This is a genomic window from Variovorax sp. V116 (assembly GCF_041154435.1).
In the GTDB taxonomy this organism is placed as follows: domain Bacteria; phylum Pseudomonadota; class Gammaproteobacteria; order Burkholderiales; family Burkholderiaceae_C; genus Variovorax; species Variovorax paradoxus.
Window position 1 is genome coordinate 5148235 of sequence record NZ_AP028661.1, and the last position, 14566, is coordinate 5162800.

Below are 14566 nucleotides of genomic sequence, written 5' to 3' on the forward strand. Positions count from 1 at the left end.
CGCCGCAAGCGGCGCCCTCGGCCGGCGGCTACAGTCGCCGCCAAGGAGCGTCTTTTCATGCCCACATTCGACTTCGATCTTTTCGTCATCGGCGGCGGCAGCGGCGGCGTGCGCGCCGCGCGCATGGCGGCCCAGCAGGGGGTGCGCGTGGGCCTGGCCGAGGCGGCCGACCTTGGCGGCACCTGCGTCAACGTGGGCTGCATTCCGAAGAAGCTCTACAGCTACGCGGCCGGCTATGCCGAATCCTTCGAGGAAGCCGCGGGCTACGGCTGGCAGCTGCCGCAGGCGCCGCAGTTCGACTGGGCGCATCTCAAGGCGCAGCGCGCGAAGGAAATCAAGCGGCTCAACGGCGTCTATGCCTCGCTGCTGAAGAATTCCGGCGTGGTGCTGGTCACCGGCTGGGCGCAGCTGCTCGACGGCCACACGGTCGAGGTCGACGGCAAGCGCCACACCGCGCGCCATCTGCTGGTGGCCACCGGCGGCACGCCCTACGTGCCCGACTTTCCGGGCCGCGAGCACATCGCCAGTTCCGATGCGATGTTCGACCTCGACCCGTTCCCCAAGCGCCTGCTGGTGGTGGGCGGCGGCTACATCGCCTGCGAGTTCGCATCGATCTTCAACGGCCTGGGCGCCCAGGTGACGCAGCTGCACCGCCGCGCGCACCTGCTCACCGGCTTCGACGACGACGTGCGGCAGTTCCTGGCCAACGAGATGGGCAAGGCGGGCGTCGACGTGCGGCTGAACTGCGAGGCCACCTCGATCACGCGCGGGGCGCACGGGCTCACGGTCACGCTCGCGCGCGGCCAGCAGATCGAAGCCGACACGGTGCTCTTTGCAACCGGCCGCGTGCCCAACACCCAGGGTCTCGGCCTGGACGCGGCGGGCGTGAAGCTCGACGAGCGCGGCGCCATCGCGGTCGATGCGCACTACCGCAGCTCGGTGCCGTCGATCCATGCGGTGGGCGACGTGTCCACGCGCGTGCAGCTCACGCCGGTGGCGCTGGCCGAGGCGATGGTGGTGGTCGACGAACTGTTCGGCAAGGGCCGGCGCCGGCTCGACTACGAGTTCATTCCGACAGCCGTGTTCACGCACCCCAACATCGGCACCTGCGGCTACACCGAGCTCGACGCGCGCGCGAAGTTCGGCGACGTGGCGGTGTTCTCGAGCGAATTCAAGTCGCTGCGCCACACGCTGTCGGGCCGCACCGAGCGCACCTTCATGAAGCTGGTGGTCGACAAGGCCAGCGACCGCGTGGTGGGCCTGCACATGGTGGGCGCCGATGCGGGCGAGGTGGTGCAGGGCTTTGCCGTGGCGATGCGCGCGGGCGCGACCAAGGCGCTGTTCGACAGCACCATCGGCATCCACCCGACGGCGGCCGAAGAGTTCGTGACTATGCGCGAACCCATGCCAGGCTAGCGCTGCTTGCCCTCGAGCAGCTTCACCATCACGAACAGCACGCGGTTGGCGGGCGTGGGCACGCCCAGCGCCTCGCCGCGGCGCACGACGAAGCCGTTGAGGTGGTCGATCTCGCTGGGCTTGCCGCGTGCGAGGTCCTGCGCGGTCGATGAATACTGCGAGGGCATCGACTGCGCGATGCCGCGGACGGCCGCATCGGTATCGCCTGGAATCTCGACGCCCTCGGCCCTGGCCACGGCCAGGCATTCGGCGACCACGTCGCGGATCACCTCGGCCACGCCCGTGGCCTTCACGAGCTCGCCGTAGGGCAGTTGCGACACGGCCGACAGCGCGTTGTAGGCGCAGTTCAGCACCAGCTTGGCCCAGAGCGAGCCGCGCACGTTGCCCGAAATATGCGTGGGCACGCCGGCGGCCACCAGCTGCTGCGCCGCCTGCTCGCTGTGGCGCGAAGGCGCGATCACCAGCTCGCCGCGGCCGTGGTGCTTCACGTGGCCCGGGCCGGCCATCTCGGTGGCGACATAGACCACGGCGGCGGCCACCTCGCTGGACGGCAGCGCCGCGCGCACGCGCTCGTCGTTGTCGACGCCGTTCTGCAGCGTGAGCACCAGCGCATCGCGCGACAGATGCGGCCCGATCTGCGCCGCGGCCGATTCGGTGTCGGTGGACTTCACGCAGAACAGCACAAGCTGGGCGCCCTGCACCGCATTCGGCTCGGTGCTTGCGCCGAGCGGCACCTGCTCGTCGAAGGTCTTCGTCTCCAGCCGCAGCCCGTGGGCGCGCACGGCCTCCACGTGCCAAGGCCGGCCGATCAGCACCACCTCGTGGCCCGCGCGCGCCAGCATGGCGCCGTAGTAGCAGCCGACTGCGCCGGCGCCCATGACTGCGACTTTCATCGATTCGATTCCTTGGTTGTCTGCAGGAGGCTTCGAGGTTAGCCGTTCGGCCGCCGCGCCGCAGCGGGCGGGCATGCCGGCGCCGCATTGGCATTGCACAATGCCGTCATGCCCTACATGCCCACTTTCGTCGCTCCCGCCCGCTTCAACGACGCCGCCGCCGCACTCGAACAGGTCAAGTCCATCTACCAAGGGGGCCTCGCGCACCTGCGCGAATCGATGCTGCGCTTCGTGGCCGGGGAGGCGCTGCCGGGCCGGGTGCGGGCCTGCTACCCGTTCGTGCGGGTGCACACGCACACCGTCTCGCGCCACACGCCGCCGGCCAACGCGGGGCTGAGCTACGGCTTCGTCGCCGGACCGGGCCGCTACGAGACCACGCTGACGCGGCCCGACCTGTTCTCGCGCTACTACCTCGACCAGTTCCGCCTGCTGCTGGAGAACCATCAGGTCGAGATCGAGGTGGGCACCAGCACGCAGCCGATCCCCATCCACTTCTCCTTTGCCGAGAACGACCACATCGAAGGCACGATGAGCGAGGAGCGCCGCGCGCTGATGCGCGACGTGTTCGACCTGCCCGACCTGGGCGTGATGGACGACGGCATTGCCAACGGCACCTACGAAGCGCTGGCGGGCGAGGCGCAGCCGCTGTCGCTCTTCACGGCCGCGCGCGTGGACTATTCGCTGCACCGGCTGCGGCACTACACCGGCACCGCGCCCGAGTGGTTTCAGAATTTCGTGCTGTTCACCAACTACCAGTTCTATATCGACGAGTTCGTGCGCCTGGGCCACGAGGCCATGGCCGACGAGAAGAGCGAGTACGTGGCCTTCATCGAGCCCGGCAACGTGGTCACGCGCCGGCGCGGGCTGGCCGCGGGCGCCAGCACCAACTACGGCGGCCTGCTCGACGGCAGCCAGGGCACGGCGCCGCCGCGCCTGCCGCAGATGCCGGCCTACCACCTGGTGCGCGAGGACTGCAGCGGCATCAGCATGGTGAACATCGGGGTCGGCCCGGCCAACGCCAAGACCATCACCGACCACATCGCCGTGCTGCGCCCGCATGCCTGGATGATGCTGGGCCACTGCGCGGGCCTGCGCAACGCGCAGCAGCTCGGCGACTACGTGCTGGCGCATGCCTATGTGCGCGAGGACCACGTGCTCGACGAGGAACTGCCGCTGTGGGTGCCGATTCCGGCGCTGTCGGAAATCCAGCTCGCGCTGGAAAAAGCGGTGGCCGACGTCACGCGCTACACCGGCCCGGACCTCAAGAAGATCATGCGCACCGGCACGGTGGCGAGCACCGACAACCGCAACTGGGAGCTGCTGCCGGGCAACCAGCCGCAGCGCCGCTTCAGCCAGAGCCGGGCCGTGGCGCTCGACATGGAAAGCGCCACCATCGCGGCCAACGGCTTCCGCTTTCGCGTGCCCTACGGCACTTTGTTGTGCGTGAGCGACAAACCGCTGCACGGCGAGATCAAGCTGCCGGGCATGGCCAACCACTTCTACCGCGAGCGCGTGGAGCAGCACCTGCGCATCGGCATGCGGGCCATCGACATCCTGCGCGAGCAGGGTTCGACCCGGCTGCACAGCCGCAAGCTGCGCAGCTTCGCGGAGGTCGCCTTCCAGTAACCGCCGGGCTTACCTAGGGTTTTCACCTACTTTTGAAAGTAGGTGGGCGACGCATTTCGCGGACATCATCCGGCAACCTTTCTCACAACCGGAAACAAAATGTCTCGCTCGTCGCCCGGGAAGCTTTCTCGCCGCAACTTCAATGCATGGATGGCGGGCGCGGCCGCTGCCGCCGGGGCCGGGCCTGCGCTGCTGTGGCCTCGCCTGGCCGGCGCGGCCGAGCCGCAGCTCGTTTCGAAGCTGCGCATCGTGATTCCGGCCAACGAAGGCGGCGGCTGGGACCAGACCGGCCGCGCGCTCGGCGCGGCGCTGCTGGCCTCGGGCGCGGCGGGCGATGTGGTCTACGAGAACATCGGCGGCAAGGGCGGCACCATCGGCCTCGCAAAGTACGTCGAGAAATACGATGCCGACCCCGACACCCTGCTGATGAGCGGCATGGTCATGGTCGGCGCGGTGGCGCTGCAGAAGCCGGCTGTCACCATGGCGCAGGTGGCGCCGGTCGCGCGCCTCACCAGCGACTACGAGGTGGTGGCCGTGAAGGCCGATTCGCCGATCAAGACGCCCAAGGATCTGATCGCCCAGCTGCGCACCGATGCGGCCAAGGCGGTCATCGCGGGTGGCTCGGCCGGCGGCGTGGACCACATGTACGCCGGCATGCTGGCCCGCGTGGCCGGCAACACCGCGGGCCTGGTCTACCAGCCCTACCCGGGCGGCGCGCAGGTGGTGGAAGCACTTGCCACCGGCAAGGCCGTGGCGGGCATCTCGGGCTTCAGCGAGTTCAGCGCGGGTCTTTCCAACGGTACGCTGCGCGCCATCGGCGTGTCGTCGAAGCGGCCGTTCCTGGGCATTCCGTCGGTGCGCGAGCAGGGCGTGGACGCCGACCTGGCCAACTGGCGCGGCGTGCTCACCGGCAAGAAGGTGACGGCGGAGCGCCGGGCCGTGCTGCTCGAGGCGGTGCACCGCGCCACCAACGCCGATGTCTGGCAGAAGACCATCAAGCGCAACAACTGGGATGCGTACTGGATGGCGGGCAAGGATTTCGAGAGCTTCCTCGAGCTGGACCTGGCGATGGCCGGTCCGATGATCTACCTGCTCAAGCTGAAGGCCTGAGCGCGCGCTTCAGGCAAAGAGCTCGGGCATCTCGCGCTGCGCCTTGGGCGTGAGCGCAAGCGCGCGGCCGTCGAGCTCCTGGCGCACCCAGCCGCGGCGCAGCGACAGCTGGAGCCAGGCCGCGCCGAGCGCGCCGCCCAGGTGCGGGCGGCGCTCGCTCCAGTCGAGGCAGGCGCAGGCAAAGCGCCGGCGCGAGCGGCGCACCGCATCCACCTCCACGCCCAGGCTCTCCAGCGCGATGGCGCCTTCGGGCGTGAGCTCGTACGAGCCGCTCTGCAGGCCGCTGAGCCAGCCTTGCGCGTGCAGCCGGTCGTGCAGCGCGACGCCGGCGGCGCCGGCCATGTGGTCGTAGCAGGTGCGCGCGGCGCGCAGGCGGCTCGGCGTGCTGGGCTTGAACTGCGCGGTGCGCGGCGCGCCGGCCACCACCATCAGGCTTTCGAGCGCGGCCGCCACGTTGTCGCCCGCCAGCCGGAAGTAGCGGTGCTTGCCCTGCACGAGCAGCTCGACCAGCCGCTCTTCCTTGAGGCGCGCGAGGTGCGCGCTGGCGGTGGAGGCGGCCACCTCGGCCACGGTGGCCAGCTCGGTCGCGGTGCGCGCGTGGCCGTCCATCAGGCAGCTCAGCATGCGGGCGCGCGCGGGCTCGGCGATGGCACCGGCCAGGCGGGCCAGCTGCACGTCGGCATTGGAGGAAGAAGAAGAGCTCGTGTCCATGCGCCGATCCTAAGACGCCGCCGCATCCCACACTTCGTTCGCGGCCGAAGTGTGGCGGCGGCGGCAATTGCACACTGCGCGGCATGAACACAAGCCCCACGCCCTCCGCCTTCGACGGCATGCCGCTCGACCCCGTCGCGGCCGTCACGCATGCCGATCCCTATCCCTACTACGCCGAACTGCGCGCGGGGCCGCCGCTCGCGTGGAACGAGGCGCTGCGCCTGTGGGTCGCGAGCCGCGCGGAGGTGATCGAATCGCTGCTGCTCGCGCACGGCGGCGCGCTGCGCGTGCGGCCGGCGGCCGAGCCGGTGCCGCGCGCCATTGCGGGCAGCGCGGCAGGCGAGGTGTTCGGCCACCTCGTGCGCATGAACGACGGCACGGCGCACCAGGCCCATCGGCCCGCGCTGCAGCGTGCGCTGGCGGGGCTGGACCTGGGCGCAGTGCGCACCGCGGCCTTGCGGGTCGCCCGCGATGTGCCGGTGCAGCCTGTGTCGGACGCGCTGTTTTCCATGCCGGTGCGGACCGTCGCGCACCTGCTGGGCTTTGCCGATGAGGCGCTGCCGCAGGTGGACCGGTGGATGCGCGATTTTGTCGCCTGCCTGTCGCCGCTGTCCACGGCAGAGCAGCTGCAGGATGCGAGCGCGGCCGCGGGCGCACTCATGACGCGCTTCGAGGCGCTGGCCGCGGGCGCAACGCCACGCGATGGAACACTGCTCGCGGCCGCGCTCGCCGAGAGCCAGGCCAGCGCGCCGCTCTCGCGCGCGCTGCTCGCGAACCTCGTCGGCCTGCTCTCGCAGACCTGCGACGCAACGGCCGGCCTGCTGGGCAACAGCCTGATCGCGGTGATGCGCGAACCGTCGCTGCAAGAGGCCGCGCAGACCCAGGTCGGGCTGCTGGCGATCGTGGAAGAAACGGCGCGGCACGACCCCTCGGTGCACAACACGCGGCGCTTCGTGGCCGAGCCCGTCACCATCGCGGGCACGCCGCTGGCGGCGGGCGATGCGGTGTTGCTGGTGCTGGCCGCGGCCAACCGCGATCCCGCGCTCAACCCGGAGCCCGAGCGCTTCAGCCTCGTGCGCGCGCGGCGCCGCATGCTGGGCTTCGGCCACGGCATGCACGCCTGCCCGGGCCAGGCGCTGGCCTGCACGCTGGCCGCCGCGGGTCTGGAGGCCGTGCTGCATCGCACGCCCGATCTCGCGGCGCTGCGCGCGCGCGGCTGGCACTACCGGCCCTCGGTCGCCGCGCGCATTCCCGTCTTTCATTGATGACGGGAGCGCGAAGGCCGTTCAGGCGCGCGCGGCAGCCCAGCGCCCGGTGCCTTCGAGGTGCGGCGACAGCGCCGCGTCGCCCCAGCGCAGCGGCAGGGCGGCGGGCCGGCGCAGTGCGTGCTCCACATGCAGCCGCAGCAGCCGCTCGGCGCCTTCGAACTCGGCGATCTCGGGGCCGTCCAGCACCAGCTCGGCGGTGGCCGCCACGTGCAGCAGATCGCCGTTGTCATAGTCGATGAACAGCAGCCCCGCGCGCGGATGGGCCACCAGGTTGCCCAGCGTGTTGAAGAAGCGGTTGCCGTTGAAGTCGGGCACCGTGAGCACGCCGCCCGCGTCGACGCGAACAAAGCCGGGCCGCCCGCCGCGATGCGACACGTCGACACCGTGCGAGCGCGCATCGGCCGCGTCGCCGCTGGCCGCATCGCCTGGGTACGCGGTGGCGATGAACAGCGTGTCGGCGCTGCCGATGAGGCGCTGCGCATCGAGGTCGAGCGCATCGAGCCGCTGCACGGGCGCGCGGCCGCCGCGCGCGGCCACCAGTTCCGGTTCGCGCGCCTGGATGTAGCGCGGGCAGTTGCCGAAGCTCTGCTGCACCGCGACCATGAAGCCGCCCGCATCGAGCGACTCGACCGTGCCGTTCATGCGGTTGCGCCGCCGCGTGTGCGGCTCGATGCCCAGCAGGCCGAGCGTGGCCCCCTGCACGAGCTGCCCCGCCAGCGGATCGCCGGCCGCCGGCAGCGCATCGACGCGCAGGTGCGTGGCATCGGGCGAATGCGCGAAGCCGGCGGGCGCCGCGAGCACGCTGGCCCAGGGCTGCAGATTGGCGTCGAGGCTGCCGACCACGAGGAAGGGCAGCTGCGCGAAGAATTCGCGGTGCTGGTCGGGCATGTAGTCGCGGATCACGCGCGGGCCCATGGTCTCCATGCGGTCGCGCCAGCCCGTCTGTACCTGCAGCGCGCGCTCGCCGGCGTGAAAGGGTGCGGCGATCATGATTCAGCCGCCGCAAGGCCGACCGGCGTGCGCACCATCGGCACGAAGCCGGGCAGCGCCTCCACGCGCGCGAGCCAGGCGCGCACCTGCGGGTAGGCGTCGAGCGACACGCGGCCTTCCGGTGCATGCGCGACATAGGCGTAGTTCGCGATGTCGGCCAGCGTGGCCGCGGGCCCGGCCAGGAAGGGCTGCTGCCCCAGGTGAATCTCCATCACCGCGAGCAGCGCATGCGAACGCGTGACCGTCTCGGCGGGATCGGCGGCCAGGCCGAACAGCGCCATGACGCGCGCGGCGGCCGGCCCGTAGGCCAGCGGCCCCGCGGCCACCGAGAACCAGCGCTGCACGCGCGCCGCGCCCACCGGGTCGCGCGGCATCCAGCGCGCCGGATCGGGCGAATAGCGCTCGTTGAGGTAGACCAGGATCGCGTTGGAATCGGCCAGCGTGGTTTCGCCGTCCTCGATCACCGGCACCTGCCCGAAAGGGTTGCGCGCCAGGAACTCGGGCGTGCGGTGGGCGCGCTGCTTCAGGTCGAGTTCGATCACTTCGAAAGGCAGGCCGAGCATCGAGAGGAACAGCCGCACCCGGTGCACGTGGCCCGAGATGGCGCTGCCGTAGAGCTTGATGGGTTGTGCGGGCGGGGAGGCGATGGCGTTCATGGTGGTTCTCTGCAATGTGGAGTGGGCGTGATCCGGATTCTTCTCTCTTGCGCTGAATGAAGGAATAGCCGTTATTGCATTTGACTGCTGCGTAAATCGGCTTAATCCGGTTTATTCCGGTTTAATGGCGCCATGGATCGTTTCAAGGCCATGCAGACCTTCGTGCAGATTGCCGACCAGGGCAGCCTGACCCGCGCCGCCGAGGCGCTCGGCAGTTCGCTGCCCGCGGTGGTGCGCGCGCTCGCCGCGCTGGAGGCCCACCTGGGCGTGCGCCTGTTCCACCGCACCACGCGCCGCCTCTCGCTCACCGAGGAGGGCCGCCATTACCTGCCGAGCGCGCGCGAGGTGCTGCTGGCCGCGGACGCCGCCGACCTCGCGCTCAAGGCCGAGGCGCGCGAGCCCGCGGGCCAGCTCACCATCACCGCGCCGGTGCTGTTCGGCCACATGTACGTGGCGCCCGCCATCACGCGCTTCATGCAGCGCCACGACAAGGTGCGCTGCACCGTGCTGCTGCACGACCGCACGGTGAACCTGCTGGAGGAAGGCATCGACGTGGGCATCCGCATCAGCCCGCTCGCGGATTCGTCGCTCGTGGCGCAGACGCTCGGCACCATCCGGCGCGTGGTGGCGGTGAGCCCCGAGTACCTCGCGCGCCACGGCATGCCGCGCCATCCGCGCGAGCTCCATGGCGCGCCCTGCGTGCGCGGCCGCGTCGACGCGCCGCCGCAGTGGGTGTTCCACGAACGCGGCAGGACCGTGAGCGTGACGCCGAGCTGCCGCCTCGAGTTCAACCACCTCGCGCCGGCCATCGAAGCCTGCGCCGCGGGCATGGGCTTCGGCACCTTCTTCTCCTACCAGGTGCTGCCGCATGTGGCGCAGGGCCGGTTGAAGCTGGTGCTGGAAGACTTCGAGCCGCCGCCGCGGCCGGTGAGCGTGATCTACCCGAACGCGCGGCTGCTGCCGGCCCGCACGCGCGCCTTCATCGACTGGATGAAGACCGAGTTCAGCGGCCTGCGCATGTAGGGCGGCGGCGGCAGCAGTGGCTCCGAACTCGCGCGGCTTGTCCATCGGTTGAAGCGATGGCGGCAGGCTTCGCGGGCCTGCGTCAGAATGGCCGCGTGCCCTCCTCTTCTTCTTCCTCCGCCCCGCTCTTCCACGCCAGCCGCCTTTGCAAGCGCTACGGCGGCACCACGGTCGTGGACGACCTGTCGTTCGAGATCGCGCCCGGCGAATGCCTGGGCGTGATCGGCCCGAACGGCGCCGGCAAGACCACCACCATCCGCATGTGCCTGGGCCTCACCACGCCCGACGGCGGCGACATCTGCGCGTTGGGCCTGCAGATGCCGCGCGATGCGCTGGCCATCAAGGCGCAGCTCGGCGTGGTGTCGCAGTTCGACACGCTCGACCCCGACTTCAGCTGCGCCGAGAACCTCGTGGTGTACGGCCGCTACTTCGGCTTCAGCAAGGCGCAGGTGCGCGAGCGCGTGCCGCAGCTGCTGGAGTTTGCGGCGCTCTCTCACAAGGCCGATGCCAAGCCGGGCGAGCTCTCGGGCGGCATGCGCCGGCGCCTCTCGCTGGCGCGCGCGCTGGTGAACGACCCCAAGCTGCTGCTGCTCGACGAGCCCACCACCGGGCTCGACCCGCAGGCGCGCCACCTGATGTGGGAGCGCCTGCAGGTGCTGCTGCAGCAGGGCAAGTCGATCCTGCTGACCACGCACTTCATGGACGAGGCCGAGCGCCTGTGCTCGCGCCTGCTGGTGCTCGACCACGGCCGCAAGATCGCCGAGGGCCGCCCGCGCGACCTGATCGCCGAGCACCTGGAGCCCGACGTGGTCGAGGTGTATGGCAACGGCGCGCTGTCCTTGGCCGAATCGCCCGAACTGAAGGCGATGGCAGCGCGCGTGGAAGTGAGCGGCGAGACCGTGTTCTTCTACACGCAGGATGCGCGCCGGCTGCTCGACGCGCTCAGCCGGCACGGCCGTCTGCGCACCTTTCATCGGCCCGCGAACCTCGAAGACCTTTTTCTCAAGCTCACGGGCCGGCAGATCCGCGAGGACGGCTAGGCCACGACGATCATGAATACCACGACTGCAAGTTCTTCTTCTGCCGCGCCATCGCCGCCGGCCCGTTCCGTGTGGCGCGCGCCCGAGCTCTCGCTGCGCTGGTGGCCCGTGTTCCTGCGCAACCTGCTGGTGTGGCGCAAGCTCGCGATCCCCAGCCTCATCGGCAACATCGCCGAGCCGCTGATCTGGCTCGTGGCCTTCGGCTACGGCATGGGCGCGCTGGTCGGCGAGGTGTCGGTCGACGGAACCCGCGTGCCCTACATCCTGTTCCTCGCGAGCGGCTCGATCTGCATGAGCGCGATGAATGCCGCGAGCTTCGAGGCGCTGTATTCGGCGTTCTCGCGCATGCATGTGCAGAAGACTTGGGACGGCATCATGAACGCGCCGGTCGGCCTGGACGACATCGTGCTGGCCGAGATGCTGTGGGCCGCGTTCAAGTCGATCTTCACCGTGACCGCGATCCTGTTCGTGATGCTCGGGCTGGGCATCAGCCACAGCCCCAAGCTGATCGTCGCGTGGATGGTGCTGATCGGCGCGGGGATCACCTTCTCGTCGATTGCGCTGATCTTCAATGCGCTCGCGAAGGGGTACGACTTCTTCACTTATTACTTCACGCTGTTCATGACGCCGATGATGTTCTTGAGCGGCGTGTTCTTTCCGCTGGAGCAGCTGCCTTCCGCCGTGAGGGCCGTGGCGGCGTGGCTGCCGCTGACCAATGCGGTGGCGCTGGTGCGGCCGCTGTTCATGGATCAATGGCCTGGCGGGTGGTGGGTGCATGCGGGGGTGCTGGTGGTTTATGGGGTTGTTTCTTTTTGGGTGGCGTTGGCTTTGACTCGGAAGAGGTTTCGGGGGTAGGTTTTTTGGAGTTCCGGGGCCGGGTCTCGCCCCGGCGGGCGACTCACTTTCTTTGCTTCGCTTCGCCAAAGAAAGTAAGCAAAGAAAGGCGACCCCTACTGTCTGCGTCCCTTCGCTTCGCTACGGGCAACCTGCGGTGCTCGATTACGGCGGGGGTCCGCAGAACTCGCTTCGCTCAGACAGCTGCGGCCCTGATCCCGCCTCCATCTGCGCTCCTCGGCGCATACAGAAGGGGTGGGAACGGGCAGCCTTCGCTTCGCTCGGCCCCAATACCAACAGCCAATACCAACGGCCCAATCCAATCCCAACCACCGCGGCGCTGCGCGCCGCGGTGGCTTGGTGGCCGAGCGAAGCAAAGGCCCGAGTGGTTTGCCCTCCCCTCTGTATGCGCCGAGGAGCGCAGCGTTTTGCGGATCAGGGCTCGCCCTTGTTTGAGGTTCTATGTTTTTTGCAAGTCAGTTTTAGGGATCAATCGAGCTGGATCGAACACCTCGTTGCCCTTCCAGATAGCGAATGCCACGCGCAACAGCTTGCGCCCAAGAATCATCAGCGCCGCGGTGGTCGCGAAGCCCTTGGCACGGATCGACTGGTACAGCGGCTTGAGGGCCTTGCTGTGACTCGCGGCGAAGCCCGCCAGATACATCTGCCGGCGCAGCAGCGGTGGGCCCTTCTTGCTCAGGCGACGTCGCCCGCGTTTGGTGCCGGAGTCGTTGGGGCGTGGGTCCAGGCCGCTGTAGGCCACCAGTGCATCTGCGTTGGCGAAGTCGAAGCGGCTCAGCAGCGTGGCGAGCAACGCCGAAGTCTGCGGGCCGATGCCGGTGATCGTGCGCAGACGCTCGCATCCCTGGGCCATCTGCGCATCGCTGGCGATCAACGCTTGGACCTGCTGGTCCATCGACTGCAGCAAGGCGTCGAATGCCGCCTGCAGTTTTGCAGTCTCGATGCCCTTCGTATCGATTCCTGTGAAGACCTGGCGCAAGGCCGATCGATGCGTGGCCACCTGGGCTCGGCGCGCGAGCAGATCCTGCAACCGTTGCTGCAACGAGCTGCCAGGTTGCCAGGGGTGCAGCCGGGCACGATGCTCGACGAGATACCGGGCAATCACCCCGGCGTCCACGCCATCGGTCTTGGCCCGGGTGCCCAAGGCACGCGCGTAGAAGTAGACGTCGCGCGCATTGAGCACATAGACCTTCAATCCGGCCTGGCTTGCCAGGTGCGCCAACAGAGTGTGATAGCGGCCCGTGGACTCCATGGCGATGAGCGCATGCGCCGGAATCGCTCGAAGCCAGTTCGAGATACTCACAGCGTCGTTGGCGACACTGCACGGTCGTCGCTCTGGTCCCATGGCGATGACCAGCTCGGCCTTGGACACATCCACGCCGATGCACAGGGTGGGCTCTTGCATGACAACACCTCCGATTGGACAATTTGTCGTGTCGGGGTGCAGCCCACCTGCCACGTTGGCTTGCCTTCAGATCGGTGGTCGTTGCACCGCCAGGTGCAGCGCCGCTCAGTTCCTGATCGACGTTGGAAGGTGGGGCGGGAGAAATCTCAAAACTGTCGGTCCGCTGCCGCGGCCGAATCCGAAGCGAGTCCCTCCACCCCGACACCCAAACATACAAGCGAAGCGAGTTTGGGCGAGACCCCGCGAAACGCGAGCACCGCAGGTTGCCCGTAGCGAAGCGAAGGGACGCAGACAGTGGGGTCGCCTTTCTTTTGCCTACGTTTCTTTGGCGAAGCAAAGAAAAGTAGGTCGCCCGCCGGGGCGAGACCCGGCCGGAAAATAACCCGACAACAGCATCCAAAAATATTACATTGCACGCAATTCAATTGCGAACTACAATTCCAGCCATGCGCAGCAGCACCAAGCAAGCCTCAGACGAAATGCTCAAGCTGGACAACCAGCTCTGCTTCGCCGTCTATTCCGCCTCCTTGGCCATGACCCGCCTCTACAAGCCGGTCCTGGAAAAGCTGCAGCTCACCTATCCCCAATACCTCGTCATGCTCGCGCTGTGGGAGCAAGACGGCCCCACGGTCTCCGAGCTCGGCGAGCGCCTCTCGCTCGATTCCGGCACGCTCACGCCGCTGCTCAAGCGGCTCGAAGCCATCGGCTATGTCACACGGCTGCGCGACGTGGCCGACGAGCGCCGCGTACACATCACGCTCACCGCCGCGGGCCGCAAGCTCAAGGCGCGCGCCGCCAGCGTGCCCGGCTGCCTCATGGCCGCGGCGCAATGCTCGGTGCCTGAACTCATCTCGCTCACCCAGCAGATCCAGACGCTGCGCGACCGCATCAGGAAAGCGGCCTGACACGCACGCACCCAAGACAGGTTTCCCCCGCTTCGATTCAAAAAAGAAGCTCTTTTTCACCACCCTCACCAACCCAAGGAATCACCACCATGACCACCAAGCTCGACAAGGTTCTCTACACCGCTGAAGCCCACACCATCGGCGGCCGCGACGGCGCAGGCAAGTCCAGCGACGGCGCCATCGACGTCAAGCTCAGCTCGCCCGGTTCGGGCAAGCCCGGCACCAACCCCGAGCAGCTGTTCGCGGTCGGCTATGCCGCCTGCTTCATCGGCGCGATGAAGGCCGTCGGCCCGAAGATCGGCGTGAAGGTGCCCGAGGACGTGGCGATCGACTCCAGCGTTTCCCTTGGCCCGACGAACGGCGGCGCCGCCTACGGCATTGCGGTGAAGCTGGCCATCACGCTGCCGGGCCTGGACGCCGAGCAGAAGCAGAAGCTGGTCGATGCGGCCCACCAGGTCTGCCCGTACTCGAACGCCACGCGCGGCAACATCGACGTCGAACTCTCGATCGCCTGATTCCGCCCCCTGCGCAAGGGGTTAAAAAAAGAAGAGCGTCCCGGCCACAAGCCGGGGCGCTTTTTCTTTTTCATGGCCGGCGTTGTCCCGCGGGTGACGCGGAACAGGGAAACGCGATAGCGCCTTTCATCGAGCTTGGCTAATGTGGCTGCA

14 protein-coding genes are annotated in these 14566 nt (G+C 68.7%); 9 read left to right on the forward strand and 5 right to left on the reverse strand.

Annotated features, from left to right (window positions below; genetic code table 11):
* Positions 1-57 precede the first annotated feature (57 nt).
* Positions 58-1416 carry a glutathione-disulfide reductase gene (gene gorA, locus ACAM58_RS24655; RefSeq protein WP_369663705.1) on the forward strand — a complete coding sequence of 453 codons (1359 nt, stop codon included), beginning with the start codon at positions 58-60 and terminating at the stop codon, positions 1414-1416.
* Here the strand turns inward: gorA and ACAM58_RS24660 are convergent.
* Positions 1413-2309 carry a ketopantoate reductase family protein gene (locus tag ACAM58_RS24660; protein ID WP_369663706.1) on the reverse strand — a complete coding sequence of 299 codons (897 nt, stop codon included), beginning with the start codon at positions 2307-2309 and terminating at the stop codon, positions 1413-1415. The two genes, gorA and ACAM58_RS24660, sit on opposite strands and share 4 nt — an antisense overlap.
* A gap of 108 nt (positions 2310-2417) precedes the next feature.
* On the opposite strand from ACAM58_RS24660, the gene ACAM58_RS24665 reads away from it, so the two are divergent.
* Entirely contained in the window at positions 2418-3935 is a 1518-nt protein-coding gene (locus tag ACAM58_RS24665; RefSeq protein ID WP_015867707.1) for an AMP nucleosidase, read from the forward strand.
* 150 nt (positions 3936-4085) lie between these two features.
* Positions 4086-5045, forward strand: a complete 960-nt coding sequence (locus tag ACAM58_RS24670; protein WP_018905106.1) for a tripartite tricarboxylate transporter substrate binding protein — start codon at positions 4086-4088, stop codon at positions 5043-5045.
* Between the two features lie 9 nt (positions 5046-5054).
* On the opposite strand, the gene ACAM58_RS24675 is transcribed toward ACAM58_RS24670, so the two are convergent.
* Positions 5055-5756 carry a helix-turn-helix transcriptional regulator gene (locus tag ACAM58_RS24675; protein ID WP_018905107.1) on the reverse strand — a complete coding sequence of 234 codons (702 nt, stop codon included), beginning with the start codon at positions 5754-5756 and terminating at the stop codon, positions 5055-5057.
* A gap of 83 nt (positions 5757-5839) precedes the next feature.
* On the opposite strand from ACAM58_RS24675, the gene ACAM58_RS24680 reads away from it, so the two are divergent.
* Positions 5840-7021, forward strand: a complete 1182-nt coding sequence (locus ACAM58_RS24680) for a cytochrome P450 (protein WP_307595054.1) — start codon at positions 5840-5842, stop codon at positions 7019-7021.
* A 21-nt stretch (positions 7022-7042) separates the two neighbouring features.
* Here the strand turns inward: ACAM58_RS24680 and ACAM58_RS24685 are convergent, their stop codons facing one another.
* Together ACAM58_RS24685 and ACAM58_RS24690 are read right to left on the reverse strand one after the other, a co-directional pair.
* Entirely contained in the window at positions 7043-8014 is a 972-nt protein-coding gene (locus ACAM58_RS24685; protein ID WP_307595056.1) for a pyridoxamine 5'-phosphate oxidase family protein, read from the reverse strand.
* A complete protein-coding gene (locus ACAM58_RS24690) occupies positions 8011-8670 on the reverse strand; it encodes a glutathione S-transferase family protein (RefSeq protein ID WP_018905110.1) in 660 nt (219 codons plus the stop codon). The genes ACAM58_RS24685 and ACAM58_RS24690 overlap by 4 nt, the downstream gene beginning before the upstream one ends.
* Positions 8671-8802: 132 nt before the next feature.
* Between ACAM58_RS24690 and ACAM58_RS24695 the strand changes: the two genes are divergently transcribed.
* From ACAM58_RS24695 to ACAM58_RS24705, 3 genes are read left to right on the forward strand one after another with little or no spacing between them, the layout of a single operon-like run.
* Positions 8803-9693 (forward strand): LysR family transcriptional regulator, encoded by an 891-nt coding sequence (locus ACAM58_RS24695; protein WP_018905111.1) that lies wholly within the window; start codon positions 8803-8805, stop codon positions 9691-9693.
* 56 nt (positions 9694-9749) lie between these two features.
* Positions 9750-10733 carry an ATP-binding cassette domain-containing protein gene (locus tag ACAM58_RS24700; protein ID WP_018905112.1) on the forward strand — a complete coding sequence of 328 codons (984 nt, stop codon included), beginning with the start codon at positions 9750-9752 and terminating at the stop codon, positions 10731-10733.
* 12 nt (positions 10734-10745) lie between these two features.
* Positions 10746-11588: an ABC transporter permease gene (locus ACAM58_RS24705; RefSeq protein ID WP_062364207.1), complete on the forward strand. Its 843-nt coding sequence runs from the start codon at positions 10746-10748 to the stop codon at positions 11586-11588.
* Between the two features lie 439 nt (positions 11589-12027).
* Here the strand turns inward: ACAM58_RS24705 and ACAM58_RS24710 are convergent, their stop codons facing one another.
* Complete coding sequence (locus ACAM58_RS24710) at positions 12028-12993, reverse strand: IS110 family transposase (protein ID WP_369663129.1); 966 nt, start codon at positions 12991-12993, stop codon at positions 12028-12030.
* 446 nt (positions 12994-13439) lie between these two features.
* Between ACAM58_RS24710 and ACAM58_RS24715 the strand changes: the two genes are divergently transcribed.
* Together ACAM58_RS24715 and ACAM58_RS24720 are read left to right on the forward strand one after the other, a co-directional pair.
* Entirely contained in the window at positions 13440-13898 is a 459-nt protein-coding gene (locus ACAM58_RS24715) for a MarR family winged helix-turn-helix transcriptional regulator (protein ID WP_062364206.1), read from the forward strand.
* 89 nt (positions 13899-13987) lie between these two features.
* On the forward strand, positions 13988-14413 hold the full coding sequence (locus tag ACAM58_RS24720; RefSeq protein WP_015867717.1) for an organic hydroperoxide resistance protein: 426 nt from the start codon (positions 13988-13990) through the stop codon (positions 14411-14413).
* Positions 14414-14566: the final 153 nt, after the last annotated feature.

What these genes read in the sequence shown, in the direction of transcription:
- ACAM58_RS24685 (WP_307595056.1), bottom strand. Translation starts at nt 8,014, where the DNA reads ATGATCGCCGCACCCTTTCACGCCGGCGAGCGCGCGCTGCAGGTACAG.
- ACAM58_RS24705 (WP_062364207.1), top strand. Translation starts at nt 10,746, where the DNA reads ATGAATACCACGACTGCAAGTTCTTCTTCTGCCGCGCCATCGCCGCCG.
- ACAM58_RS24680 (WP_307595054.1), top strand. Translation starts at nt 5,840, where the DNA reads ATGAACACAAGCCCCACGCCCTCCGCCTTCGACGGCATGCCGCTCGAC.
- ACAM58_RS24700 (WP_018905112.1), top strand. Translation starts at nt 9,750, where the DNA reads ATGGCGGCAGGCTTCGCGGGCCTGCGTCAGAATGGCCGCGTGCCCTCC.
- ACAM58_RS24670 (WP_018905106.1), top strand. Translation starts at nt 4,086, where the DNA reads ATGGCGGGCGCGGCCGCTGCCGCCGGGGCCGGGCCTGCGCTGCTGTGG.
- ACAM58_RS24715 (WP_062364206.1), top strand. Translation starts at nt 13,440, where the DNA reads ATGCGCAGCAGCACCAAGCAAGCCTCAGACGAAATGCTCAAGCTGGAC.
- ACAM58_RS24675 (WP_018905107.1), bottom strand. Translation starts at nt 5,756, where the DNA reads ATGGACACGAGCTCTTCTTCTTCCTCCAATGCCGACGTGCAGCTGGCC.
- gorA (WP_369663705.1), top strand. Translation starts at nt 58, where the DNA reads ATGCCCACATTCGACTTCGATCTTTTCGTCATCGGCGGCGGCAGCGGC.
- ACAM58_RS24695 (WP_018905111.1), top strand. Translation starts at nt 8,803, where the DNA reads ATGGATCGTTTCAAGGCCATGCAGACCTTCGTGCAGATTGCCGACCAG.
- ACAM58_RS24660 (WP_369663706.1), bottom strand. Translation starts at nt 2,309, where the DNA reads ATGAAAGTCGCAGTCATGGGCGCCGGCGCAGTCGGCTGCTACTACGGC.
- ACAM58_RS24720 (WP_015867717.1), top strand. Translation starts at nt 13,988, where the DNA reads ATGACCACCAAGCTCGACAAGGTTCTCTACACCGCTGAAGCCCACACC.
- ACAM58_RS24665 (WP_015867707.1), top strand. Translation starts at nt 2,418, where the DNA reads ATGCCCTACATGCCCACTTTCGTCGCTCCCGCCCGCTTCAACGACGCC.
- ACAM58_RS24690 (WP_018905110.1), bottom strand. Translation starts at nt 8,670, where the DNA reads ATGAACGCCATCGCCTCCCCGCCCGCACAACCCATCAAGCTCTACGGC.
- ACAM58_RS24710 (WP_369663129.1), bottom strand. Translation starts at nt 12,993, where the DNA reads ATGCAAGAGCCCACCCTGTGCATCGGCGTGGATGTGTCCAAGGCCGAG.